The sequence below is a fragment of the Pseudomonas sp. FH1 genome, assembly GCF_000510895.2.
Lineage (GTDB): Bacteria > Pseudomonadota > Gammaproteobacteria > Pseudomonadales > Pseudomonadaceae > Aquipseudomonas > Aquipseudomonas azotoformans_A.
This window is the reverse complement of the sequence record NZ_AOHM01000014.1, coordinates 1-23,278: the sequence shown is the minus strand read 5'-3', so window position 1 is coordinate 23,278 and position 23,278 is coordinate 1. Positions and strand designations below refer to the sequence as shown.

24 protein-coding genes are annotated in these 23,278 nt (G+C 53.5%); all 24 read right to left on the bottom strand.

The window, feature by feature from the left end; all coding sequences use genetic code 11:
• The coding region (locus H096_RS06150) for a DUF3577 domain-containing protein (protein WP_033897296.1) at positions 1-180 on the bottom strand (180 nt) is incomplete at its 3' end.
• A gap of 96 nt (positions 181-276) precedes the next feature.
• The gene (locus tag H096_RS06145) at positions 277-516 is read right to left on the bottom strand and encodes a hypothetical protein (protein ID WP_033897295.1); all 240 of its coding nucleotides are present in this window, start codon (positions 514-516) and stop codon (positions 277-279) included.
• A 306-nt stretch (positions 517-822) separates the two neighbouring features.
• On the bottom strand, positions 823-1,122 hold the full coding sequence (locus H096_RS32950; RefSeq protein ID WP_082461427.1) for a hypothetical protein: 300 nt from the start codon (positions 1,120-1,122) through the stop codon (positions 823-825).
• A gap of 932 nt (positions 1,123-2,054) precedes the next feature.
• Complete coding sequence (pilM, locus tag H096_RS06140; protein ID WP_033897294.1) at positions 2,055-2,495, bottom strand: type IV pilus biogenesis protein PilM; 441 nt, start codon at positions 2,493-2,495, stop codon at positions 2,055-2,057.
• A 590-nt stretch (positions 2,496-3,085) separates the two neighbouring features.
• Complete coding sequence (gene pilV, locus H096_RS06135) at positions 3,086-4,408, bottom strand: shufflon system plasmid conjugative transfer pilus tip adhesin PilV (protein WP_033897293.1); 1,323 nt, start codon at positions 4,406-4,408, stop codon at positions 3,086-3,088.
• On the bottom strand, positions 4,398-5,339 hold the full coding sequence (locus tag H096_RS06130) for an ATPase, T2SS/T4P/T4SS family (RefSeq protein ID WP_027606787.1): 942 nt from the start codon (positions 5,337-5,339) through the stop codon (positions 4,398-4,400). Before H096_RS06130 ends, pilV begins: the two co-directional genes overlap by 11 nt.
• 10 nt (positions 5,340-5,349) lie before the next feature.
• Positions 5,350-5,865, bottom strand: a complete 516-nt coding sequence (locus H096_RS06125) for a type 4 pilus major pilin (protein WP_033897292.1) — start codon at positions 5,863-5,865, stop codon at positions 5,350-5,352.
• Between the two features lie 25 nt (positions 5,866-5,890).
• Positions 5,891-7,030 (bottom strand): type II secretion system F family protein, encoded by a 1,140-nt coding sequence (locus H096_RS06120; protein ID WP_033897291.1) that lies wholly within the window; start codon positions 7,028-7,030, stop codon positions 5,891-5,893.
• Positions 7,020-8,576, bottom strand: a complete 1,557-nt coding sequence (locus H096_RS06115; RefSeq protein ID WP_033897290.1) for an ATPase, T2SS/T4P/T4SS family — start codon at positions 8,574-8,576, stop codon at positions 7,020-7,022. Before H096_RS06115 ends, H096_RS06120 begins: the two co-directional genes overlap by 11 nt.
• A 12-nt stretch (positions 8,577-8,588) precedes the next feature.
• Complete coding sequence (pilP, locus tag H096_RS06110) at positions 8,589-9,161, bottom strand: type IV pilus biogenesis protein PilP (RefSeq protein ID WP_033897289.1); 573 nt, start codon at positions 9,159-9,161, stop codon at positions 8,589-8,591.
• Entirely contained in the window at positions 9,151-10,482 is a 1,332-nt protein-coding gene (gene pilO2, locus H096_RS06105) for a type 4b pilus protein PilO2 (protein WP_033897288.1), read from the bottom strand. Before pilO2 ends, pilP begins: the two co-directional genes overlap by 11 nt.
• Positions 10,483-10,485: 3 nt before the next feature.
• Complete coding sequence (locus tag H096_RS06100) at positions 10,486-12,294, bottom strand: PilN family type IVB pilus formation outer membrane protein (protein WP_033897287.1); 1,809 nt, start codon at positions 12,292-12,294, stop codon at positions 10,486-10,488.
• The gene (locus H096_RS32945) at positions 12,294-13,442 is read right to left on the bottom strand and encodes a TcpQ domain-containing protein (protein ID WP_074843813.1); all 1,149 of its coding nucleotides are present in this window, start codon (positions 13,440-13,442) and stop codon (positions 12,294-12,296) included. The genes H096_RS06100 and H096_RS32945 overlap by 1 nt, the downstream gene beginning before the upstream one ends.
• A gap of 189 nt (positions 13,443-13,631) precedes the next feature.
• Positions 13,632-14,048, bottom strand: a complete 417-nt coding sequence (locus H096_RS06090) for a hypothetical protein (protein WP_033897285.1) — start codon at positions 14,046-14,048, stop codon at positions 13,632-13,634.
• On the bottom strand, positions 14,045-14,383 hold the full coding sequence (locus tag H096_RS06085; protein ID WP_051421953.1) for a DUF6516 family protein: 339 nt from the start codon (positions 14,381-14,383) through the stop codon (positions 14,045-14,047). Before H096_RS06085 ends, H096_RS06090 begins: the two co-directional genes overlap by 4 nt.
• A 67-nt stretch (positions 14,384-14,450) precedes the next feature.
• Positions 14,451-16,406 (bottom strand): DEAD/DEAH box helicase, encoded by a 1,956-nt coding sequence (locus tag H096_RS06080; protein WP_033897284.1) that lies wholly within the window; start codon positions 16,404-16,406, stop codon positions 14,451-14,453.
• Positions 16,403-18,283: a hypothetical protein gene (locus tag H096_RS06075; protein WP_051421951.1), complete on the bottom strand. Its 1,881-nt coding sequence runs from the start codon at positions 18,281-18,283 to the stop codon at positions 16,403-16,405. Before H096_RS06075 ends, H096_RS06080 begins: the two co-directional genes overlap by 4 nt.
• A 110-nt stretch (positions 18,284-18,393) precedes the next feature.
• Positions 18,394-20,292 (bottom strand): type I DNA topoisomerase, encoded by a 1,899-nt coding sequence (topA, locus tag H096_RS06070; protein ID WP_033897283.1) that lies wholly within the window; start codon positions 20,290-20,292, stop codon positions 18,394-18,396.
• Positions 20,293-20,388: 96 nt separating this feature from the next.
• Positions 20,389-20,586: a CrpP family ICE-associated protein gene (locus H096_RS32940; protein ID WP_082461425.1), complete on the bottom strand. Its 198-nt coding sequence runs from the start codon at positions 20,584-20,586 to the stop codon at positions 20,389-20,391.
• A 156-nt stretch (positions 20,587-20,742) separates the two neighbouring features.
• Positions 20,743-21,189: a hypothetical protein gene (locus H096_RS06065; RefSeq protein WP_033897282.1), complete on the bottom strand. Its 447-nt coding sequence runs from the start codon at positions 21,187-21,189 to the stop codon at positions 20,743-20,745.
• A 111-nt stretch (positions 21,190-21,300) separates the two neighbouring features.
• Positions 21,301-21,765 carry a single-stranded DNA-binding protein gene (locus H096_RS06060; protein WP_033897281.1) on the bottom strand — a complete coding sequence of 155 codons (465 nt, stop codon included), beginning with the start codon at positions 21,763-21,765 and terminating at the stop codon, positions 21,301-21,303.
• 15 nt (positions 21,766-21,780) lie between these two features.
• A complete protein-coding gene (locus H096_RS06055) occupies positions 21,781-22,320 on the bottom strand; it encodes a DUF3158 family protein (protein ID WP_033897280.1) in 540 nt (179 codons plus the stop codon).
• Positions 22,321-22,325: 5 nt separating this feature from the next.
• On the bottom strand, positions 22,326-23,051 hold the full coding sequence (locus tag H096_RS06050; RefSeq protein ID WP_033897279.1) for a PFL_4669 family integrating conjugative element protein: 726 nt from the start codon (positions 23,049-23,051) through the stop codon (positions 22,326-22,328).
• A partial coding sequence (locus tag H096_RS34340) for a hypothetical protein (protein ID WP_206542893.1) occupies positions 23,044-23,278 on the bottom strand: 235 nt, incomplete at its 5' end. The genes H096_RS34340 and H096_RS06050, both read right to left, overlap by 8 nt.

The window sequence follows — 23,278 nt, the reverse complement described above, 5'->3', positions numbered from 1 at the left end:
GTTGCAGTCGATGTAGGAGTACTCGGCTTCATCTGTAGAACCGCGCAGCGCCGCAACGGTGACAGCCATGAATGGCTTACCTTTGCCGCGAGGTTTCACTTCACGGATACGGTTGAGGTAACCGATACCAGTGGTGTGAAGGTCGAAGAATTTGGCTTCGTTGGTTTGAGTAGTGCTCATGATGATTCTCCAATTTCGAAATAACAGAAAGCGGAGAAACACTTCGCCCTTGGGGGAAAGTATTCCCCGCGAGGGTGGTAGAGCTAAGGAGTTTGCTTAGTGCAAGAGTTTCATGGCAGCAATCAGCACACCAGTGGTGGCTGACAACATGACACCCATGCGAATGGTGAGTCTTACTTCGAGCTGAGCGATTTCAGCACGAATAGCAGTGATATCAGCTTTAGTGGCGAGTAGCGTGAGCATGTCGGTCTCCAAAGCCTCAATGACAGCATTAGCTTTCTGTTCCGATACGTTGATCGAGATCAGCGCTTGGTAGAGAGCCAGTTCGGTTTTCATCAGACCTCCAAAAAATTGAGAGGCCTGCCCTGACGGGGTAGGCCCGTCATGGGTGGGGGAAGGTGCTTCCATCGACTTAGTCGACTGACCGCGCTGCCGGAAGCTATGGCGATCTTGGGAATGGATCAATGCGGTAAACCGCATCGTAGTCTCTCGGATCCAGACTACTTGGGCATGTTGCTGACAACGTCAGCGATACATGTGCAGATCATGAAAATACGAATGCCGCTTGTCAAGCCCCTCCCGTAAAAACTCCAATGAAGCCTTCCCAACGGGAAGGCTTCCTACGGGGAGAGGATAAGCGGCTTAGCAAGTTGCAGATGTCAGTGATCGCGCAATGGGTTTCTTACGAGACCGGCGAGCGGGTTTTTCGACCACTCGTGTATTTGCCGCGTACCAATGGTTCAGATCAACACCTTTACGAGCTAATGCTGGCAGGTGATCCATTTCACGCACCAGGCGATCGGGTACGCAAGGTGGAGGAAGCAATGGACCTGCTTTGGCATGGATAGCGGTAGGCGCAGCGCTAGGTTTTCTCATGGCGCGCAGGAAACTACGCGTGACAGTGCCGATCGCGAAACCCAAGCTGTAAGCGAGTTTGGACATGGTGATTCTCCTGCAGGTTAAGTGCGGAGAACACACTGGCCCTGTTGGGGAAGTGATTCCCCGCGAGGTGAGTTGCTTAAGGTGCTTCTATCGACAGTTGCCGACCGACCGCGCTACCAGAAGCTCAGCGGTCTTGGGCGGATCAGACACGAAAATCGTATCGCAGTCTTCAAGATCCTGACTGCCTGGGCATGATGCTGACAACGTCAGCAAAACACGCTCATATCATCGAAGGGGGGAAGTGATGTGTCAAGCGGGAAGGAAAATTCGGGGGAAGGCAAAAGCAGATTTAACTGAACAGGAGAAGCTACCGAGAGTAGCTGGGTCAACAGTCACCCTCGGTTGTAGTTAAGACACGTCTTTCAGAAAAAAATACCACCTGTGAGAGATTGAGAAGTCATCGATCCCTGGGCTGTGATCTAAACGTCTCACTTCCTACACCTGGCCGATTATCGTGGCTGAGGCCAGCAAACATAAGGCACGCATCCGCGCACAAAAGGAGCCCTGCGTTTCGCCGGCGGGCCACCGGCAGGGAAAAGCGGCTACCAATGGGTAGCCTGATCATCCTTTGCAAGACGATCAGGCTACCCATTGTGTGAGCTTTAAAAAGTATGGGCCACAACACCAGTGTGGCCCTTAGACTACGGTGCTTCGAACCTCAACAAAGCCCTATGTGCCTATGAACTCGCAATTCACGAGTTAGACGGCTGCGTGTCTGGCTTGGACAGGGAGACACAGGGAGAGCCTTGAATCAGGTCCGCACGCCCTTCCCGGAGCTATGCGTGCTTTAGGGTTGATGATGAGGCACGCCGCATCACCGGGCGCTACTGATGACCGCCAGTAGCCAGCGGGGTGGAAACTTTGTCGCGTTCATTATGTTGAGAGCCCGAGGTATATGCAACCTCGCACCGGATACAAAGACGCTAATCAAGTCAGTTGACTGCCACGGCTGCGCCTTCAGGAATGACGTTGGGGAGAATGATGTCTGTTTTTCCCGACCTGGGCGAAATCAACACTCCTGCTCGGTTCACTCCTACTGTGATCGACTGGGTTCGCTCCACCAAAGCTGCAGGTAATCCTGGAGGTGCCGTACCCGCAAAGTAGGTATAGCTTTGTCCCGCAGATATGTAGGTCATAACCCCTGGAGGTTTTGAAAACCATGCTGGCAGGTTGAGTGCTTCATCAGCCGGCGTCCCTGTATACCCGGCGTTTGCCTTCGCATACTCAGCTGCTGCGGATCTATAGACGAGCAAATTGCGACTCAGAGAGTCGAGGGTCGCATAGTCTGTGATTTGTTCGGATTGCTTTTGCTGTTGATTGAACAAACCCACAGCGATCAGCAGGATTGTGAGAACTGCCCAATTTAGCGACATGACTGAGCCTCAAGAGTGTCAGACGTAATTGTCACCGAAGCTCAACCAGATCGTCTTGGGAAAATACGAGGTCGGGCTACAACAGATTTTGCTGCTTCGGACTCTAGTCGGCTGACGATAATAGTCAGGCCCTCAGAGTTCGAAAGCTAAGCTCGTATTTGCCGAGCTAAAAGTAAAGAGTAATATAATATAATGCAGGTGGTTACAATTATTGCTGTAAGTTTTAAAGGGCGTTGATCTGCAAAGGAAGTGGTCTTTCTTACTTTGTGGGCTGCTGAAATAATATCAGAGGTTTTTACGCATATAACTCTATATCGTCCTGATCCTAATGGGGTAAGGCGATAGGTGTGATCTCCTACCTCGAAGGCTTCTAAGCCCTTAAGGGCCGGAGCCCATAATGCGCTTGAGCAAATCCGGCTTCTAGAATTTAGCCATGCTTGCAGCTGATGATCATTATATTCAGTGCCATTCTCAAGGTGGTCCATCAAGCAAGTACCTGTCAGCAGCATAGGAAAATTGGTTTTACGACCAGATCTCATCGCATATGAATGAATATCAACAAACAAAACGCAAAAGTATTCGTGCAAACACTATTTTAGGCACTGCCAATAAAATACCCCAGCCCAACCAGCTCTGACCGCGTAAAGAAACCAGTTCCCAGCTCCGTCCCGATACACTTGACCGGACTCGTCTTGACCCACGGCCGCAGCACCAGAGAGAGTACATATAGTCCAAGTTGAGTCAGCAATAGCACAAACGTTTGGATTCCATCCGCCGTAACCCTGGCAGGCGCCGGAGATGTAGTTTTTGAATTTTGCCCCGGTGATAGTCCACACCCCGGATTGGCACGAAAGTGGGATGCCCGCCGCATTTTTTGCCATGAGCCTGTTGTCATTGCACGCTGCTCCCTCTGTCGCTTGGCCACCGATCGATAGAAATTCATTGGTCGAGAGACGGCCGTTGGCACTAATGGTGCCGGTCGAGGTGACCTGTCCAGCAGCAACTGTCCCACCTGTAGAGAGCCCTTTGTTGTTATAGACACGCACCCAGTCAGAATCGGACTGGTAGATGCCTCCACCCCATTTCTCGCTGTACCAGCCAGTATCACCTCGAGTTCTGAACCAGCCCCCTGTGTAGGTCTCGCCAGTGACGTTCGCAGTTGCTGCGGATACAGTGTTCGTCGCTGTCACATTTCGAGCATTGACGTCAGCGCCTGTGGTCACATTGCCGGTAGCCGTAATTGCAGCCGCATTGTTGATATTGTGGCCGCCTAAACTGAGGTCGGTGTTCATGGTGTTGAGCTCGGGATGTCCCGGCACCGCGTTGCGATATAGGTAGTCATTGGCGAGTTGTCCATCCATCAGGAACAATGCGCTAGCGGTATGACCTGGACCAGGGTTGATAGAGTAATTACTTAGCGCTACCTGCCATCCCCCGCGTACACCCTGAACGATGTTAGGGTTGGTTGAAGAAATGAAACCACCAGGTCCGCCTAGATTTTCAGCGATGACACGAATGCCCATTTCTGGGATTGTTTGCCCACCTGTGGTGACGACGATCACCTCCAGTTGGTTGGGATTAGGCTTCCGGGCCAGGCCGAGAATGGTCTGCCCGAAGGTATTGGTGGAGCTAAAACCTGCAGGAAGATAGCTGGTGTTGATCAGCATCGGAACGGTAATTTGCGCTGGTACGGTCGCTGTAGCGTTGTTCAATAAGGCATTGAAATTGTCCTTCATGTATTTTGCCACTGCTTCAGAGATGGTTCTCTGTTGATCTGCGGCAATGCGGTAATCCTGACCGTCCATTTGCCTGATTTGCCATATTGTCGCCAAGGTGACGACGACGGAAAACACGATCAATCCGATTGCCATATCCAGGCTCAAGAACCCCCGCTGTTTGTTTTTACTGGTCATTCCAGAGGCTCCTAGAGGATTGGTGAGCGATGTCTTGTTCGAGTAGGGTGATCTTCCCTGCATGGACTTTTTCTCGAATGCCCGGTCCGTCAGGGTCAGTGAAAAGCAGACTCTGCAACGTGAGTCGACGGCTCCCATCAGTCCCCATAGACAGAGACTGGTGAATGACCGCTACTAGGCCTTTGGAAAGCAACTCTCGGGCGTTATTCAGCAAGGGCTGGGCCAAGGCCGAGATTCTTTCAATGCCTTGAGTGACGCTGCCAGCATGGCCTGTACAAATAATAAGATGACCATTTATTGATGCCTGGATGACTTGAGCCGCGGTCGAGCTGTCGCGAATTTCCCCGACAAACAGCAAGTCAGCTCTCGTGCGCAGCGCCAAGATCAACGCCTCCTCGTAGCCTCCCATACGGCGAGAAACTGGTACTTGAATACAGCGCCCTTCACCGTGTCGACCATTCAGATAGGGTTCTGGGGGATCCTCTACAGCCACACAAATTCCACCCCAGGCCTCAAGGCGAGCCTTTACAAGGGAGGCCGCGCTTGAAGTCTTTCCTGTGCCCATTTCTCCGCAGATGAAGATCAGGCCGCGTACAGAGTCGCTCATCAATGCATCCTGCAGATAATCTGGCAGGCCTAGCATGTCCAATGGTCGGATCTGAACCGATGACTTGCTCAGGACGAATACTGGTTTACCGTTCAAATCCAGTAGTTGGGTTACGCGTAGGACTACGCCATCTTCAATCAAAGCGAATTCAGGATCCTGAGTAGCAGCGTGCTTTTCCTGACACTGCAGCCGCAAGCGCTCGAGGTCCGCACGCCATTCGACTGGTGCTTCAACTCTTCGCGCATGCCCAGGAAGACCTTTGGCATCGGCAAATCCCTCGCCTAGGTACAGGTCGACGAATTCAGCATCGGAGATCACGCTCACACAGGGCTCCTTAATACGAAGTCCAGGCAATGGTATTGGCGTCCGATGAGCAACTTGTAGCCGCTGCCACTGCAGTGATTTCTCCAGCAATGGCAGTACCACCGTTGATTGCCGTCGTCGTCTGTTTGTCCTTGGCCATATTTGAGGCGAGGGTGATACAGGCATTTTTCGGGAGGTTGGATTCGGTGATCGTAAAGGTCATGCCGTTGCTCACTACGGTCACAGCACCGTTCCAGCGGTTGGACAGGGCATTGCCGTTGATGCTCATGCCGCCGGTAGCTTCGAGGTTGATTAAGGAGGGCGCCAGGTTGGTGCCGGCAGTGGCGTAACCCGTAGTACTTTTCAGTCTTTTGGTATTGCTGAGCAACGTACCGAGGTTGCTCTGTTCGATGGTGACGTCCGAGCTGCCGAACGTTCTGTACCCCATAAAGACGATGAAGCCGAGCGCCACCGCAATCAGCATCAGCCAGAACATTCCGTCCAGGGAAAGGAAACCTCTTTGGTTTTGGCGAATATTTTTTGGCATTTTCAGTACCTCATTTGAGTTTGGGTTAAAGCGTTTCAGTCACAGTGCCGGCCAGCTGGAAGATCCCGATCACCACCAGAATCATCATGACCCCCATGGCCATGGAGGACACTCCGATGAGAGACTTGGCGATAGCCTCGACTCGCTGGAGGGTTTGCTCCAGCCAGCGGTTGGAAAACCGTTCCATCGACTCGGCGAAACCTTTGCGTATGGCAAGTACTTCCAGAAAGTGCATGGCCATGGGGTCTGGAAATTGATGACCCGCAAGCTTCAGCGCAGTACCGAAGTTTTTGCCGGCGCTGACGCCGTAATGAATGGCCGTCAGCCGCTCCTTCAGCCAGGGAGAAGCATTGCGCTGAAGAGAGGTGAGTGCATCGAGCTGGTTGATGCCGGAGCGCAACATCACGGCCATGTTGAGCAAAAAGATGGAACCGTGAAGTGCCTTGTAGACCGACCAAGGGGGAAGGCGCTCTGCTCGGACTCTCAAGACCTGGAGCAACTTGTTCAACTGCAGCTTCCATGACGGGCTGGCGGCCGTGATCTGAAGCCCGCAAAACACCGGAAGGGTGATGATCGATACGAAGATGAAGATGACGACCGCGATCAAGGTCACCAGACCGTAGTGGGTCACGAAATTCGATAGGGCGTAGAGGAACGCCGGTACACCCGTCCAAGCTTCGGGGTTAGACCGACGTGTCATGGAGGGCACCATCCACACGGCGATCACATATAGCAGCGCCGCCATGACGCTCCACACAACGGATGGGAACACGGTGGCCGAGGCTACGAGTTTGCTGATCCGTTGGCGTACTTCAATGATCCTCACGCAGTCACGACAAGCCTGCACCAGGTTGCCCGTGTCTTCACCGGAGGCGATCAGTGAGTTCTCGTCGTACGGAACCCAGCCTTCGCAGGATATGCTAAGGGATTTCCCATCTTTTACAGATTGCGCGATGTCTCTGCAGGCTAGAGATACGGGGTGCAATTTCTGACCGTTATCGCTGAAAGCTCTGGCGACCGTGTGCAGCGCGTCCTCAAGTGACACACCATCCTCAAGGATGCCCATCAGGCTCTCATAGAATTGGATTCGCTCGTTTTTGCCGAACTGCTTGGCATAGAAGACTTCTGCCCAACGATTCAGCATCCCCCTGACGTCACTTATCATGAGAGAGCTCCAAGGTTTGTCGATCAAAGTCCAGTGGGCCTACCATCATTTCCGCGTGGCGCGGATCTACCAGGCCTTGCTTGAGTTTCATGATGGTGTGGGCGGTTTTGGTGATGCCGCCCATTTCCTTGACCCAGTGGCGACGTGCTGCACTCGCACCTTGCTTATTGAAAACCTGCATAAATTTGAGGTCGGTAAGGAGTGTTTCAGCAACTGCGGTGCGGCTAACGACGCCTAAGCCTTTGCAGTGTGGGCACCCGGGGCCTTTCAGGTAAATCAGCTCGATCGCCTGCAGGTCGTGCAAGCGCCGCGTCAGCGCAGCGCTGAGCTGGTCCAGATGTGCAGATGCAGGTATGCGGCAGTGGTGGCATAGCTCAGGCAGCAAAGACTGATTCACGACGCTGGTCATCAAGGCCGGGTCAGTGACCAGGTAGCGATCCACCCCCATGTCGATCAGACGCTGCAGGCCGGCTACGGCATTGTTGGTGTGCAGTGTCGAAAGTACCAAGTGACCGGTCATTCCGCCACGGAACGCCGCTTGGGCTGATTCAAGATCCCGGATTTCCCCGTACATCAGAATGTCGGGGTCCAGCCGCATGGTGTTGGTGATACCTGCGTTCCAGGTTTCACCAGGGCCCAATGGCGACTGGTTGGCCATGATTGGATATTCAGGCGGATCTTCCATGGTCAAAATGTGTTTGGTGCCACCACATTCTTCATGCAGTAGGTTGAGGTTGACTTGTTGGGACTTGGACTTCCCGGAACCTGTGGGGCCAGTAATCAGGTTCACCCCATAAGGCAAACTTCGGATGCGGCTGAATGCCTCGATCTGCTGGGGAAGAAAACCGAGCTCCTCAAATGTCATTTTGGTTTTGTCGTCGTACAGCAGACGCAGAACCATCAGGGGGCCGTCAACCAGCGGCCGGGTGGCAACCCGGGCGCCGAACAGACCAAGCTGCTCGACATAGGCTCGTTTCACCCTGGCGTCCTGGCTCACCTGCGGCTGATAGTGGTCCTTAGCTACATCGCACATGCTGTTGTAGAGGGATGAGCAGAGCTCCATGCCCACCTGGCTCTGATGCTGCTCTGCCTCCCACAAAAGTCCGTGTATGCGAAAAAAAACTCGAGTGATGTCGTGGCCAACGACAAAATGAACGTCGCTCGCATTGCGCCGGTGGGCCTCTCCCAGCAGTTGTACTACCTGGGCTTGGCGTTTTGTATCGGTGGACAGAGTTTTACCATTTACATCCTCATTCGCTTGGTACAGAGCCTTGATCGTGCTCATGGAGCAGACCTTGACTTCGAAAGGATGATTTTCGTGTTCCAACTGATCCTCGAATGCCATGACATAGGCATCCGTTTGATGTTGGGCAGACACAAACAGAATCCCATCGCTGGTCAGCGCACACAGTTGACGCAACTCGGGTTTCAGTTCAAACGGTCCTCCAGTAGCGGTCAGCAACTTTTTGTGCGAAATCAGAATTTCCACAGCAGGCTCGTCGGAGCCTACTTCCGTTGCCTGGGGATTTTCGGTCGGGATCGTCATAGCATTGGTCTCTCAGCGTTGGCCAGGGATTAAGCCAGGCAGCACAGGGGCCGACGCGGTGTTGCTGACTGCGGGGTTATTGGCGTTGCCTGGGACGACTGGAGGAGTATTGGAAAAACCGAGGGGATAGCGCTTACCGCTTCGCTCAAGCGTCACGTTGTCGAAGGTGAGGATTGCCACTCGGTAACCCCCAGGCAATTCCCTGGAGGAGGTATCAGCGTCAATCTCAACCCCACCGCTGTAGAGAAGGGTGGCGCGTAGACGCTTTGCTGAGCCGAAGACGGCTTTTACAACAGGCAACTCAGGCTGTGAGTCAGCGCTGCGGGCCGAGGCAGAAGTCGGAGGCGTGAGGTAGCCTTGAGAAAAAATCATTGGCGAAGGCTGCGCCGTCGCAGTTTGGTCTTCGCCGTTGATGGATCTTTCGGCTTTGGCCTTCTCGGCCTTTGCGTTCAACAGAATCGTCTGGCTTTGAATGATGGCCAACTCGCCGACGTTTACCCCGGATGGCGTGTTTTCGCTCGCCCAACAAATGGGGGCTCCGAAGGCAAGGATTGAACACCACAAGCGCAACGTCTTATTTCGCATAGAGGTCACCTATTACTGACCAGACAAGGTGGCCAGCCTGATATTGGGTTTTGATTTCACGCAGGCGTAGGCCTTGACTGGGCGCACCGGATAAAGAGTCCAGTGGGGTAAGCCCGGAGGTGTAACGCAGTTCGAATAGCTTCCATTGAGGAGGTGGCGGCGGCGGTGGTGCAGGCTGACCAGGAATGGCTGGTTTAACGGGCACAACAACCGGCATCTCTTTCAGGGTGGGGGTCTGCATGAAGCTATGCAGCCAAGACGATAGGTTTGCCAGCATTACGATCGCTTCTTCAAGCGGTTCATCACCAGCGGCAGGTAAGGAAATGTCGAGCTTCAACGTGGCCGAATTACCCTCGTCAAAGAACGCCGGCCTATCAGAATAGTGGCCTTGAGTGGCCTGTATCAGTTCGTCGGCCGTGCTATTGCCCGAGCGTGTGTAAGAGGACAGGACCTGTGCGCCATCGCACACGGCACTCGTGAACATCCATCCCTTAATGGATAGTGGCGATTGATAAATACCGCTGCTACAACCACCTAAGAAATCTTTAACAGAGGGACGTTTGGCCCAGGGATGTTCAAGCGCTTGGGGAGGTTGCTCCACACCCGATTCTTTTTGCAGCCTGGCCAACTCGGCTAGACGTTGTTGTTCAGCCTGGAACGCTGCCTCCTTGGCTATTTGCTCCTGATGGCTCTGCCATTGCGCCCAGCCAATGACGCCGACTGCGATCAGCGCTGCAAGAATCGAGAGCTGCACCAGCTCGGTCTTGGAGAGCCCAAATACGAGCGGTCGAAGTCGATATTCACGTTTGAGTTTCTCGGGCTGGAGCAGATCCTCGACGTCCAGAGGATGCCCGCCCATCTCAAACTCTGGAGGGAGGTACTCATGGCTGAATTGAATGCCGCGACTGCGTTGTTGCACGACCCTGCGCCGCACTTCGGCGCCTGTACCGATCATGTCACAGCCTGAAATCACACCACCTTGGTACACTGCAACCAAAGCGTACTGGTCAAGATCCGGGGCCGTCTGCCAGGCCGCAATCCACGAATCACCCAACTGTCCAGCCAGAGTCGCAGCAAGCGAATACATGCCCTTGGTGACGCTGTCGCTGTGCGCCACAAAACCTGCCTGAATGATTGCAGGTGTTCTGCGAATCGCGACAATGTCCAGTTGGTGTTCGCGGCCATACTGACGTGCTTCCTTCATGTGACCTGTGACGCTGCCCAGCGGATGCCAGCGCAGGCCTGTGACGAAAGATTTTCCTCTGTGCTGCAGTACCTGGACGCGAGCAGAGCGCGGGCTTTTAGACACTTCCGAGACCATGACTTACCCCTTAAAACCTGCGCAATGCAGTACTGGGCTAGGGCAAGAACCCCATGGGGCATTGGCAGCCGGTAAATTCAGGGTGCTAGGGTTTGCGGAGTCGTTATCGACAACAGGAGTAATCAGCACGACTAGCACGTTATGGTCTGTGCTGCGAATTCGACTGCCACCTAAACCGAAGAAACCTGGGTCACCTACACCTGACTTGGTTGCGTTTTCGCTGTTCTCCTCGAAACCAGTCAACACCAGTGTTTGACCGCTGCGTAGTCGAACTTTGGGAGAGAGGTTCCTGGTGTCGTAATCGACTGTCTGAACGCTGGAGCCGTTGCTGGTGAAGGGGGTGAAGGTGGGTCTGCTGCTCATGCTCAAAGTGATCATCAGCAGCAGGTTGTCCTGGTCGATAATTCGAGGTAGTAACATCATGTTGAACCCGCTGGTGATAGTCGCGGGAGTCAGTGATGTAGACGATCCGACGGAGGCCGTTGTGGTTGTGGAACTCGATGCAATATAGCTTTGCACGTTCCCGACCTGGATAGGGGCAGGCTGTAAATTCAAAGTTGTGACCGAGGGCGACCGGACATTTGAGACGCGGTACTGTTCGGAAAGGGCTTTAATAATCAGATTGGAACCAGCCCAGGGAGAGTTTGAAGTATCTAAAACATTGAACGAGCTCGAGACCGCATTGGTGCTAACTCCAGTGGTGGCATTTTTTAGGGAAAAGCCCCACTTGCTGCTCAGATTGGTGTAAACCGCCGACCAATCCAGGCCTGTTTGATCCTTGTCAGAGAGGGTCACCTCAAAGACTTTGACATTGAACAGAACCTGGCGGGTGATGCTGCGGTTGATCGAGTTCAAGTATTTCGAAACGTTGGAAAGAACCTCTGGACGATCACTCACCGTCAAGGTGCCAGTGGATCGAGAAAGGAACATCCGACCTGGTGGTTGCTGGCTTAGCATTGCCTTGACGTTCTTTTCGATATCCCCGATCAGTGATGTTTTGATTGAGACAGTGGTGCTTTGGTTACTGCCGGACTCACCCGACGCACCTGATGACGAAGATCCTCCACCACCACCTGAGCTCCCACTGCCAGATGAGGTCAGCAAGCCCGACTTCACCGTGCTTTCAATGACCTGGTCATCGCCAAACGCCCAAACATCGAACGTCTTGGTGTCGAAGTAAGTGATATGCACGCTGCGGTCGTCGGAGGAATAGCTCCACGCTAAGCCTAACTGAGCGGTCGATTGATTAAGCAGTCCTGACAGCTTGCCGCTGTACTTGATAGGGAATGTGCTGGGAGCAATTTGTCCGACCATATTCATGGAGCGTGCATTGCCCGGCACGTTGCCAATAACACCAGCAGGCATGAAGTTGGACAGGTTGTCGGGTTGATTCATACTCGGGGGAGCGGTTGGGCCTGGGTTCCCTTGTGTTGCACTGGTAAGGACGCTTGGATCGATGGCATCAGGCGCTACGATGACGGGAACGCCGCACTCGCTGGTGATGTAACGCGCAATCTCTGCGATTCCAACGTTATAAGCAGGGCGATAGGTGATGTCGCAATCCATGGTCAGCGGTAACCCACGCTTGGTAACCATCGGTTGTTTTGAGACCCAGGGTTTGTCGCTGAACACCACCGTAGCGCGCGCGGGCTCTTGCTGCTGATTTCTCAGAAACCGGCTGTATTGCGAGGCGGTCGCCGCATCATTTTCTGCGCGACTGGCTGACTCATTCACTCGCTGAACAGAGCAGGAACACACTAGAGCCACAATGAGCGATATTGCTGTGCCTCGGATCCAGAGACGCGCAGTCATCATTTTTTCCTCTCTGCAATGTAAATCAGCATCTGTGATGAACTGCCGTCGACCACAAAGGACCGTGGGGCCGAGTCATAAAGCGGGAAAATTTCTCTTATGGCCTCTTCGAAGCTGCCCTCGAATCGAAGTGGTGCGTCAATTGGGTAATCAAGATCATCGGTCTGCCAGATCAGTCGCCAGTGCGCTTTTTCAGCCCAGCCTTCTACGGTTTGACGAAGTGATGATCCAGTTGAAGCCGTCCATATCTGGGCCAGCGGCTTGGCCGCGGCGGTGGCTGCAATAGCTGGAGTAACCGTAATGGGTGCAGCGATGGCTGGAGTCGCGGGAGTCGACGCTGCAGCGGACTTGGTACTCGAACTACTGGACTTGCTCGAGGCAGAACTGGGCGCCGGCAAGGCAGGCGTTTGTTTCGTTGCGCCCTCCTTGGGGATCACAGCAGGAGAGGGCATCGGTTTGGAGGAGGATGTATTGGTTACAGATGCAGAGACCGTCGTGTTCTTTGTGAATGGCGTTGTTTGCGGTACAGCGGCGATTACTACTTGGCCGGCTGAATCATTGCTGACTGTGGTTGCGGCAACGGTTTGAGCTGTGGAGTGGGCATTGAGTTGAGCAACCTGCGTCGATGCAGGCCGTGAAGAGTCAGGGAGCTGATAACCAGGGCGTAGCACGTAGCAAACCTGACGGTTGACCTCGTCGACCTTCACCTGCCAGGCCGGACCCGCGAGCACTTGTAGGGTGTTGCGCAGTGTCATTGGGCCGAGTTTGTACTGAGCTGCTGGCAGTGGCCGGGTGTAAAGGATGTTGACGTGCCCAGTGTCTGCCGAGCAAAGCGTATAACCTGATCGATCCACCACGTATTGCATTGCATCGTGCACATTTGGGTGCATGTTGGCAGGGATGCTGATGTCGATAATTTGGGCCATCAGGTCACGTTGGCCAGAATCTGGCAAGGTACTGACCAGGGTGTAGCGGCCATAGCGCACTACCGGTTCTTTTTCAGGTACGGCGCCGCTAGGGTAGAGGTCTGGCGCCAACATGTCCGGATTGCGACTGCTGTCGAAAGCGGGCTTGGGTGTCTGTGCCGTTTGGGTCGTGCAACTTGCGATTAACGCGAGCAGCGAGAGCGTGGTGACGTGCCTGATCATGTGCCGAGAGGCCCCCTTTGATGATGGAGGGCACGGTGGCAGGCAGCTAGCTAGGATGCAGCAGTAAATAGATTATTCGGCTTGGGAGGATTTATTGATGTTGATTCTGATAGCACATCAGTAATTTTTGCCAGCGATCTAAAGTAACAAAAAGCCCACTCATTTGAGTGGGCTTGATAAGGAGGAAACTCACTTCTGTCGTGATTTAGGCTGAGTCTTTTCAGCCTCGACACGCGAGACTTTAACGATTAAGCCGCCTCTCAAGCGAGCTGATGCAAATGTATAATCTTTTAATACCTGCATAGCAACGCGCTCAAAAACAGAGGCGTCAAGAAACTCGAGTGAACGAAATTTGAAGTCTTTCGAATCCAGCTTGAGCGCACCTTTGGTTTTCTGTTTTTCTCCACCGCCACCCTGAATTACGCTTAAAGATGCCTTCACCTTCTGGCGATGCTGTTCTGATTGGTACGTTTTCATCTCATCAGCATCTTCAAAGCTGATACTTTCGCAAGCGTCTACTGACTCGCCACGGTCAAGCTGGTGAGCAAGCGAATTCATACGGGCGAAAAAATCCGTTTGGGATTCGTGCCTGATGATTTTCTTCATTTGCTTTTCCTCTTGGCCAGATGTTGGTGCCATTGGTCTTCGAACAGCTTCATGGTTTTTGCAAAAGACTCAAACTCGACGGGGATATATTGGCCCATGACATGTTTATGATGCTCGCCATGTGCATTGTCAAATCCGATGACTCGGCCATTATCCACGGAGCAGATTGAGTCATTGATGTAGGCCATGCTGTAAGTGACAACCTCACCAGTGGCCTCATTGATCAGGTATTCGATTCGCAGCTGACCATTACCTTTTTTTTGAGGAATGATATCCGTATGCGAAATTTTCTTGAGGATAGGTTCCTTCCTCTTGACGCCTTTCTTAGCTGCCATTATAGACCTAATAGCCTCTTCAATGAAGTCAGGACTGCGATTCGGTAGGTGTGCCATCATATAGCAATTACAGATGTGCCGAAAGCTCCGCCCTGTTAGCTGTAGCAAGGTCCGGTTCAATCAAATCCTGAGTTAACTGACGCTTATCGAGCAGCATTTGCCAGAGCATCTGGTCGATGGTGTTGTCCACAAGCGGGATTTTCACCACGACCATGCGCAACTGACCGTTTCGATAGGCTCTGTCCTCTGCCTGGTCTTGCAATCCTGGTGTCCATGGCAGCCCCAAAAACATGACGTAGTTGGCGGCTGTGAGGTTGTTGCCGGTGCCAGCAGCAGACGTCGTAGCGGCAAATACACGGGTGTCAGGATCGCTTTGGAATTTGTCGATCGCTTTCTGCCGCTTGCCTACCGAGTCACTGCCGACAACCGTAACGCACCCGTACTCTGCTTGCTCGCACCGAGAGCGCAATGTTCCTACCGTGTCCTTGAACTCACAGAACAAGATAACTTTGTCCTCCGCGTCCAGTTCGCACAGCAGATCCATAACGACGCGAACCTTCACCTGCTCAAGTAATTGACGCAGTGACCCCAGCCTGGCGAGGCTAGGTCTATCTTCTAGGCGAATCTGATCGTATTGCTTGCGTTCTTCAATGGTGAGTTCAACGGGTAACGTTTGGCGCTGTTTGCCTTTAAGTCCTGGTAAAACATCCTTGCGTCGACGCAGCATCCAATCGCCAATCGCATCGCGAAGGTTCTTGCGAAAATCCTGACTGCCGGCGAACTGTTCGCAGAACTCTTTAAGGGGCAACTGACCGACAGGATGACCGGACAGGCGCAGCAGCGTATGAAGTTCTGATTCTCGATTGAGTACCGGGGTACCAGTCAGCAGGTACCGATTCGGCACCTTGGCGGCAATGTCGAAGCCATGACGTGTCCACGCAGCGGTAGGCTCTTTCAGGCGGTGAGCTTCATCGATGATCATTACCTCAAAGTGGCCTGCATGCAGGACAAAATCGCCCAGGCGTTCGTAGTTGGTGATAATCCACTGAGAAGATGGATCATAGACCTGCTGACCGATTGTGGCGTCGGGATACACCATCTGGATCTCGCGTTGCCAGTTGATGATCAACGTCGACAAGGTGATGACCAAGATAGGTCTATCAGAGGCTCTGACAGCAGCTGCAATGATTGCCTGGCGGGTTTTGCCAAGCCCCATATCATCCGCGAGTAAGGCGCTGGTTCTCTGTAGCAGGTGCCGAATGCCCGCCGGTTGATGGTCCAGTAAAGAATATCCAGCCAAGGCCTGATTGATTTGATCGATGGTGAACTCGGTGCGCTCGATGGAGGGCACGGCCGCGAGATACACATCGGTTGAGGTGCTGTCATCAGTCGCTTGTGCTGAACGTTCTTGGGGAGGTCCTCCAAGACTGATCCGCGTGATTTCATCAGCAGGAACAATGGATCCATCAGTCAGCAGTTCCTGTACGGTGTCCAGGATCTCGAACTGATCCTCTGACACACCAAGTTCTAGAATCAGGTTGCTTCGCACCAACTCCGCACCGGCATCGATGCGCCATGATTTGGAGTGCCCGAGGAACACGCCGTGCATACGCCGAGCAACTGCAACTAAGCCTGGGTGGTAGTCACCCGATAGTAGGATCCCCCCTTGAACCAGCGGAGCGATTCGAAAGGTCAGCCCCCAAGTGAATGCCTGCCGATCTGGGACTTTCTGTGCGGCTGTGATTTTATGTGAAAACGTCTCCCAGCTTTCGTTGAAGCGGTTCTCGCACAACTCGATTAAACGGTGAAAGAGCACATCCAGGTCATCCAGCAACTTGCCTTTAGGTAAGCGCCAATAGCGATGCTGGGGATGCTCGGCACGTCGGATGTAGAAACCATCACGTTCGAGAAACAGCCGATTGGCTCCGTCGACGTACTGCAACAAAATGCCGAAGTCATAGCCGTCAAAAATGACCTTTTCGACTAGGTCCTGCCGGCGATTCATGAGGCGCGGACGGCTCATGTTTTGCTCAGGCGCAGGTTGATCCATTTCGCGCACGCTTGAGCATGCATTTTTTTCCGGTTTCGATTTGTATAGCGAGACATGGATAGCGTCTGGTCTGGCCATTCCAGGTTGATGGCGAGTTCACCCGATTTGATCTTTGCCCAAAACCATTGATAGGCCCGGTCAACCTTGGATCCAGACTTAGGTGTACGATTTTTATGGCCTCTCAGTTGTATCGTCACCAGGTGTTTGGGAGTCAATTTTGCTAGCGTTTCGCCCCAGGCGCTCTCATCCATTTGGATTTCGGCAGAGGCCAACGATTTCCCGTTTTCGCGAACCGACATAAGACGGCAGTTGCCCCGATAAGCGCTGTAGTCGTAACCATCAATGCAGTGCCCCAGCGCTCGATGTTCCGCATAAAGATCGGCTGGGCATTTCAGCTCGACAATTTGCAGCCCATTCGGGCTTACGAGAAGTGTGTCGTTTGAATTAAGCAGCGTCCTCCAGGGTGTTAAAGAGTCTGTTTTGGTTTGGGGATCTGCGGCATCAAGAGCTTCACGTATGTCTATCATTGCGAGGTGAAAGCCATCCACCAAGCTGGCGATCTGGTGATAGGTGGCAGTACCAATGAAGCTTTTGAGTTTTTGCAGTGCTTCACAGGCATCAGGTCCGTAGCTCTCATCTATGTTGTTGAATAGCTCGTTCAGGTCTCGCAAGTCGTCGGCTATTTTGGACCAACTGGGATCCGACCAATCAGTTGGACACCCCGACAGCAGCCTGTTCCAGTCCTGCGTTTGCTCCCGCAGTTGATACGGAATTTTATCCAACAAGGCGAAGAATGTGATCCAGTGCGCTTTTTTAAGGGGACGTCGATTGCCCAGTGAAGCTCCTAGCAGCAGTCGATGCCAGGGCCGTTCAGGCCCCTCACGATTCATACGGGTCAATGCACTGCCGGTATCGAATACCCGTTGTTGCCCTAAGTAGCGCACTGCAGTACGCGGCGTCTGTAGCAGCCACGCCAGCGTGTCGGTAAGCGGAAGGCCTGCATCTGCAATGCGACCGATCAGGCACTCTTGCGCGATTATCAAAGAGCCATCCCCGCTCCAGTTTGGGCGGCATTGTTGAAGGTCGTCCCACGGGCAGGTCATGTATACCTGCTGCTGCCCATCCCACGGCCACGGCCATTGATCTACCAGTACTAGAAGTGGAATCAGTACCGGTTGGGCTTTCAAGGCCTGGAGGCGGCGTTTGCGGTCGCCTTGAACCAGCCAGTTATAGAGCTTGGGGGAGGGGCACTGCGCTGAACGGATGGCGAACAGTAGTTCCTGATCCAGGCACCGGCAAAACTGCTTCAGCGTGCTGCCAATCTGCTTCAGGTAAAACCGGTTTCGAGGATTGAAGTACCGATTGTTGCTGACTGTCGAATCGTAGCTTCTGCGACTAAAGCATCCGAGATCTTCAATCGATAGGGCTTGCGCCCTTTCTCCAGCCGACTTGCAGAAGGAGGTCAGCAGAACGTCTGCATACCAACGTTTTTCAAACCTGAGCAGCAGCTGCTGGGCCACCAATACGGTGGGTTTTTTCTTGTGGACGCGGTCCTTGCTGGTGATTTTGCAGGCCTTCACCTGATAACCATCGAAGTACTGGAGGTGGTCGCCGATTCTGGCCAAAACTGGTCGTGTTTGATTACTTGTTGAAGGCAGGGTGACGCACCAGCACCGCGTGTGTGCGGTTGAACCCAGATAGGTATCGATGAATGACGTCAGTTGGTAGGGCGGTACGTTAAAATGCAAAGCCCAGGTCTGGGCAACTTCAATTTGCCGGTCTGAGAACTTCTGGAGCTTCGGCGCTAAGATGCGCAGTCCCAACACCGATTGTCTCTTCTGTACGCTCACCCATGACCTCCTCTGCGATTTCGCAGAGGAATGTCAGTTATAGGGCGGGAGGGCTTCCAGGGTTAATGCGTAACGGCGTTGACGGTGATTTATATCGGGAATGGCTGAAGTCACACCCCTCTGGGTTTATTGAGATCTGGTTTGCCATCCAAGTTTGGAAAACTCACCCTGCATCCATTCGATTTGAAGCCTGTACACCCCCAAAAGTCATATCCACCGTCTCCTTTCTTCTGTCGCCTTGCGAGGGGTTGATTGCATTTGGGACAGTTGAAATCGCCACCTGCAGCGTCTGGGCGTGGAGCGGACGCCATGGGCACACTCGGCATTCCACGCTGCTGGGACAGTTCCTCTTCCAGTCGCCTATGCAGACGCGCAACTACAGCTCCATAGGTGTCTTGGCCCTGGGCGATTTTGTCCAAATCGCGCTCCAGCTCCCGCGTAAAATCGAGCTCCACGAAACTGAAGAAACCTTCCAGCTTGGCGATTGTTTCCTCACCAAGTGGGGCCGGTACCAGTTTGCGGCTTTTTTCCTCGATCAGGCCTTTGCTGGTGATGTTCTTCAAGATCGAGGCGAACGTACTGGGACGGCCGATACCGCGGCGCTCCATTTCCTTGATCAAACTGGCCTTCGTGTAGCGCGAAGGCGGCTGGGTTTTCTTCTGCAGCAGTTCTCCGTTGTGCACAGCGAGGATCTGTTTAGGTGAGAGTGCAGGCACTGGGTTGCTGGCTGTTGCATCTTCCTCATCGTCAGTGTCATCGCCTTTCAGCAGTTTTCGCCACCCGGGATGGAAGAGGGTTTCACCTGTTGCATTGAATCGCAGCGTCTTACCATTTGGGCCAACCGCGAGCAGTTTTACGGTACGCACATCGAACACTGCTGCTTCAAGCTGGCTGGCAAGAGCCCGGACCCATATCAACTTGTACAGGGCGAGCTCCTCGTCGTTTTCACCAGCCTTGGCATCAGCCCAATGCGTCGGTGTAATTGCGGGGTGGCCTTCCTGAGCACCTTCGGCGGACTTAAATGTACGTCGCACGTCGACAGCCTCCACCCCGATAGATCTGGCCACGGTTCTAATATCCTCCATGGCTTCGTCTGGAACGTTGGGGTTGTCCGTCCGGTGGTAGGTGATGACGCCTTGCTCGTACAATCGCTGGGCGACCTGCATGGTCTTATCCGGGTCCCATTTCAAGGCGTTGCTCGCCGCTTGCTGAAGCGTGGAAGAGATGAAAGGCGCAGGAGGGTTACGTTCGGCCTTGCGGTCGTCACAGGATTCGACAACGACATTGCGTGTGCCGGCAACGAGCTGCGCCAGATTCCCGTCCTGGACGTAGGGGAAATCCTTGGTCGCGAAGTCAGGCACGGGTTGCCAGTCTGCGTACCAGTCTCCCATTGGTCCCTGGAAGTTGAGCCGCACACCAAAGTGATTGATGACGCGGAAGGTGCGAATCTCGCGCTCGCGCAACACCACCAGGTAGACAGCCGGTGATTGGACTCGTCCCGCAGAAGTGGGTTTGCCCATGAGGCGGCGAAGCTCCTGTGTCACCAGGTAACCCACTAGACGGTCCAGTACACGCCGGCACTCTTGCGAGGCGACCCTGTTCAGGTCAATTTTGCGCGGGTTGGCCAGGGCTTCTTCAACACGCTTCAGAGTGATTTCGTTGAAGGTGATGCGTTGGTAGTCCTTGACGCCCAGCACCTGTTGGATATGCCAGCTGATGCTTTCGCCTTCACGATCCGGGTCTGTTGCAAGGTAGATTTCGGTGGCTTGTTTCGCTGCCGCCTTGATGTTCCGCACGGCCTTGGTGCTTTTATCCAGGATCTCATACACCGGCGTGTAATTTTTGCGTACGCCGGTGGTTATCATGTTGTCGTCCTGCCCTCGGGCCGGTAGGTCCCGGATGTGCCCACCACTGGCAACCACCTGCCAGTCTTCGCCTGGGCGCAGCTTCTTCATCATTGGCTGGAGCTTTTTCAGCTTACCTGGTGCCTCGATGATTAATAGCTTCATGGGGTGCCCTCTCAATTATCCAGAGTGGGACTGTCGCGTCAGGGCGGTAGGGCTTCAATGGGAAATGCTCAATGAGCAAGAAAGGGCTTTCAGCTGCTAGAGGTCAAGCGATAGCTGCTGTTCCTGGGCTAAGCCCTTTAGCCACGACGCGCGCATGGCGGGGTGATGGTAAGGGCAGTCATACACCCGTAGCCCTTTTCGGGCGGCCTCCGCACCGGCTATTTGCACAGCAGCGTGGGGGTTATTGAATTGCCGCCTATCTGCTGGCTTTAATACGGGGTGGGTTGACGCCATCGGAGGCGGTCCTCGAAGAGCTGATCAATGAGGCAGTAGTATTGCGAACTTTTTTATTGCGATAGTACTGAGAAAATTTACTTTCAGTGCTTAATATTTACGATTGGTAGGTTATTTAAACCTGAAAGCTCACGATTAGAGCGATTTTTTTCCACTTCAATCTATTTGTTGTTCTTCCAGCTCGGGAGCTTGTTCGTCCGACCATGCGGCACTCCAAATCCAATCGACAAAGGCCTCAGTGGTTTGCCCGCTCAGAACACGTAGTTGCTCCAGACCACCGAAGAGCTGTTCTATCATATATCCATCATCGTCGAAATCGACGCTGTACTCAGTATCGAGGCGGGCCGCGTCGAACAGTTTGTCGCGAAATCGGCGTGCTTGCCAGGTATCAAGATCAGTCTCCCTACGCCTACCCATTTGGTGCTCGCCCGTTCGCCAACCACTTGGTGCCCAAGATGCACTGTTCAAATCTAGAGTGAGTCCGTAGTAGTCGGGGGCATTCACCTCGCTTTCATCGAAGTACGCCCAGAAAACACGGCCTAAAACCGGATGCTCTGCAGCAATGACAACGTACCCGGTTGGATCTCTAAAGTTTTTGCACATCGGTAACTCCGACTTCGAAGCGAGTTTTCAAACTGGGTGAGGGAAACGATGAGCCGTATCCCCCACCACCGGCAGCCTCACGAATGGGGCCGAAAATTAAGCCCCTGGTTTTCAGAAGTTCGGAGGATCAGATTCTGGATAATCATCAGGACCTGGTGCCGGCTGCGCCTGCGATTTTGGTCCGTTGGATTGTTGCGAGTTCTGGCTCTGTGATGGCGCCAGATTCACCATGGTCACGCGGTGTGGCAGCATACCAATACGGCTGGCCTGAATTTTCAGGGCTTCGAATTCGCCTTGGTCATTCTCCCAGCGGTCCATAACGGCGCGACCGGAAACGATCACGCGCATGCCTTTCTGAAACAGCTGCGAATAGTGTTCCGCGTCCTTGTGCCACCATTCGACGTTTGCCCAGAATCCGCCACGATCTTCATAACCGCCTTTACCGTCCGGAATCGAATTGTCGAAGTAGACGTTGATCCGCATGAGTCGACGTGGATCTTTGTTGCCGTTGGGAAATTCTTTGAACTCCGGTGTCGAGCCGATGTTGCCTTCCCAGCCTTGTACTGGCGTACCCATGAGTGTTCTCCGAGGTTATTGGTTTTGCATTGGTTTGGTGAGCTGCTGCAAGCGAGCCATGTACACGGCCTCCGCCTGGCCCATTTTTTCTGCACATTCGGCGGCCTGTTTGGCGATGGAGTGGACCAAGCTCATCTGCATGTTTAACGTGATCCGCTGCAGCTCCATCGCGTACAGGTCCTGCAGCATGGATTCCGGTGTTCTGGGGGAGCCCATCATGTCCGCCCAAACCCCAACGCCCATTCGGCGATCTGTAACCTGTTGCCATCTCAGAAATTGCGTTCCGGCTTGAGTGTTTTGCTCGGTGAGCCGAACAGGCACCAAGGTGAACGGATACCGACGGGCCTGTTCCAGTACCCCCTGGGCAAGGGCTTTTAAACCCGACTCCTGATCTCGGCATAGCGCGGCAAATTGGGTCAGCTCCCCCTTACCTTTAAAAGGCTTTAAAAGGCCTTTTAGTGAGGCAGCCTGTTGCAGTTGCTGAAAGGCATCCTGTTGCAGTGGCCGAAAGGCAGTCTGTTGCAGCGCTCCATCGTCGGATTTTTGCTGGCCCATGCGCTTCAACCTTCTTCGGCCTCATCGAAGTGATCTTCCACCTCGGTTTGTTGCTGGCCGCGAATGATGGGTGGAGCGAAGTTCGAACGGCGGGTGCCTTCCAGGATGTCCTGTGGCAGTTCTCCATAACGCTCGTACATTTTGCGGGCTGCATCAGCTTTGGCATTGTTGGCGGCGAAGTCATCGCGTGCAGCACCGGAGTATTTATAGTTCTGGGCCAATCCAAAAAGTCTCCTGAGTACCGCTGCGCCTTCATCTATCCAGGTTTCCATATCGTGACGCCCGACGAGTCCAACGTGCTGGGCCAGTAAGATGCGCCTAACTATTTCGTCGTAGTTGGTCAGCAGGAATACGGCCTGAAAGCCGAGAGGGTTGGAGATATAAAGCGGGAGACTGACTGGCTGAATTGAAAGGTTCTCACTGATGCTAATGGCCGGTGGCAGGGAAGCCATGGCCATGTCCAATCGATCTTCGATGTTCTTCAGTGCTTGCTTGGACTCATTGATTTTTTCTTCTATAAGAATCATCCACCAATCAGAGTACGGATCGTCCTGCTGGGCTCCGCGTGACATGCGATTGACGACACTACAAAAACCCGACAAGCCAATGATGCCGACTTTTAGATCGTTTTTTGGACGTCCCATCCAGATGCGTGCGGCGTGGTGAGTGTGAAGGGTGAGCTTCACATCGCTACGCAGTGAACCGATGTTGAGCCGGAAATTATCAGCCATGGTGCAGTTTTTCCTTGGGAAGAGGAGTGACGTGCCCATGCTGCAATCTGGCTATAAGAGGCGCACCAACAAATCCATTACCCGATGGAAGGGGATTTGTTGATGTTTCTTTATATATGGAGAGATCAGGCCGCCCGCTTGGTTGAGTACAGTTATCGATGCCGGATCCTGACATAGTGATGCGGGCCGCATAGCTCTGATATGGATAGTTCGATTGGCCACTGCTG

Coding starts and splice junctions, on each gene's coding strand:
- H096_RS06145 (WP_033897295.1), bottom strand. CDS start 516: ATGAAAACCGAACTGGCTCTCTACCAAGCGCTGATCTCGATCAACGTA.
- H096_RS32950 (WP_082461427.1), bottom strand. CDS start 1,122: ATGTCCAAACTCGCTTACAGCTTGGGTTTCGCGATCGGCACTGTCACG.
- pilM (WP_033897294.1), bottom strand. CDS start 2,495: ATGTCGCTAAATTGGGCAGTTCTCACAATCCTGCTGATCGCTGTGGGT.
- pilV (WP_033897293.1), bottom strand. CDS start 4,408: ATGACCAGTAAAAACAAACAGCGGGGGTTCTTGAGCCTGGATATGGCA.
- H096_RS06125 (WP_033897292.1), bottom strand. CDS start 5,865: ATGCCAAAAAATATTCGCCAAAACCAAAGAGGTTTCCTTTCCCTGGAC.
- H096_RS06120 (WP_033897291.1), bottom strand. CDS start 7,030: ATGATAAGTGACGTCAGGGGGATGCTGAATCGTTGGGCAGAAGTCTTC.
- H096_RS06115 (WP_033897290.1), bottom strand. CDS start 8,576: ATGACGATCCCGACCGAAAATCCCCAGGCAACGGAAGTAGGCTCCGAC.
- pilP (WP_033897289.1), bottom strand. CDS start 9,161: ATGCGAAATAAGACGTTGCGCTTGTGGTGTTCAATCCTTGCCTTCGGA.
- pilO2 (WP_033897288.1), bottom strand. CDS start 10,482: ATGGTCTCGGAAGTGTCTAAAAGCCCGCGCTCTGCTCGCGTCCAGGTA.
- H096_RS06100 (WP_033897287.1), bottom strand. CDS start 12,294: ATGACTGCGCGTCTCTGGATCCGAGGCACAGCAATATCGCTCATTGTG.
- H096_RS32945 (WP_074843813.1), bottom strand. CDS start 13,442: ATGATCAGGCACGTCACCACGCTCTCGCTGCTCGCGTTAATCGCAAGT.
- H096_RS06090 (WP_033897285.1), bottom strand. CDS start 14,048: ATGAAGAAAATCATCAGGCACGAATCCCAAACGGATTTTTTCGCCCGT.
- H096_RS06085 (WP_051421953.1), bottom strand. CDS start 14,383: ATGGCAGCTAAGAAAGGCGTCAAGAGGAAGGAACCTATCCTCAAGAAA.
- H096_RS06080 (WP_033897284.1), bottom strand. CDS start 16,406: ATGAGCCGTCCGCGCCTCATGAATCGCCGGCAGGACCTAGTCGAAAAG.
- topA (WP_033897283.1), bottom strand. CDS start 20,292: ATGAAGCTATTAATCATCGAGGCACCAGGTAAGCTGAAAAAGCTCCAG.
- H096_RS32940 (WP_082461425.1), bottom strand. CDS start 20,586: ATGGCGTCAACCCACCCCGTATTAAAGCCAGCAGATAGGCGGCAATTC.
- H096_RS06065 (WP_033897282.1), bottom strand. CDS start 21,189: ATGTGCAAAAACTTTAGAGATCCAACCGGGTACGTTGTCATTGCTGCA.
- H096_RS06060 (WP_033897281.1), bottom strand. CDS start 21,765: ATGGGTACGCCAGTACAAGGCTGGGAAGGCAACATCGGCTCGACACCG.
- H096_RS06055 (WP_033897280.1), bottom strand. CDS start 22,320: ATGGGCCAGCAAAAATCCGACGATGGAGCGCTGCAACAGACTGCCTTT.
- H096_RS06050 (WP_033897279.1), bottom strand. CDS start 23,051: ATGGCTGATAATTTCCGGCTCAACATCGGTTCACTGCGTAGCGATGTG.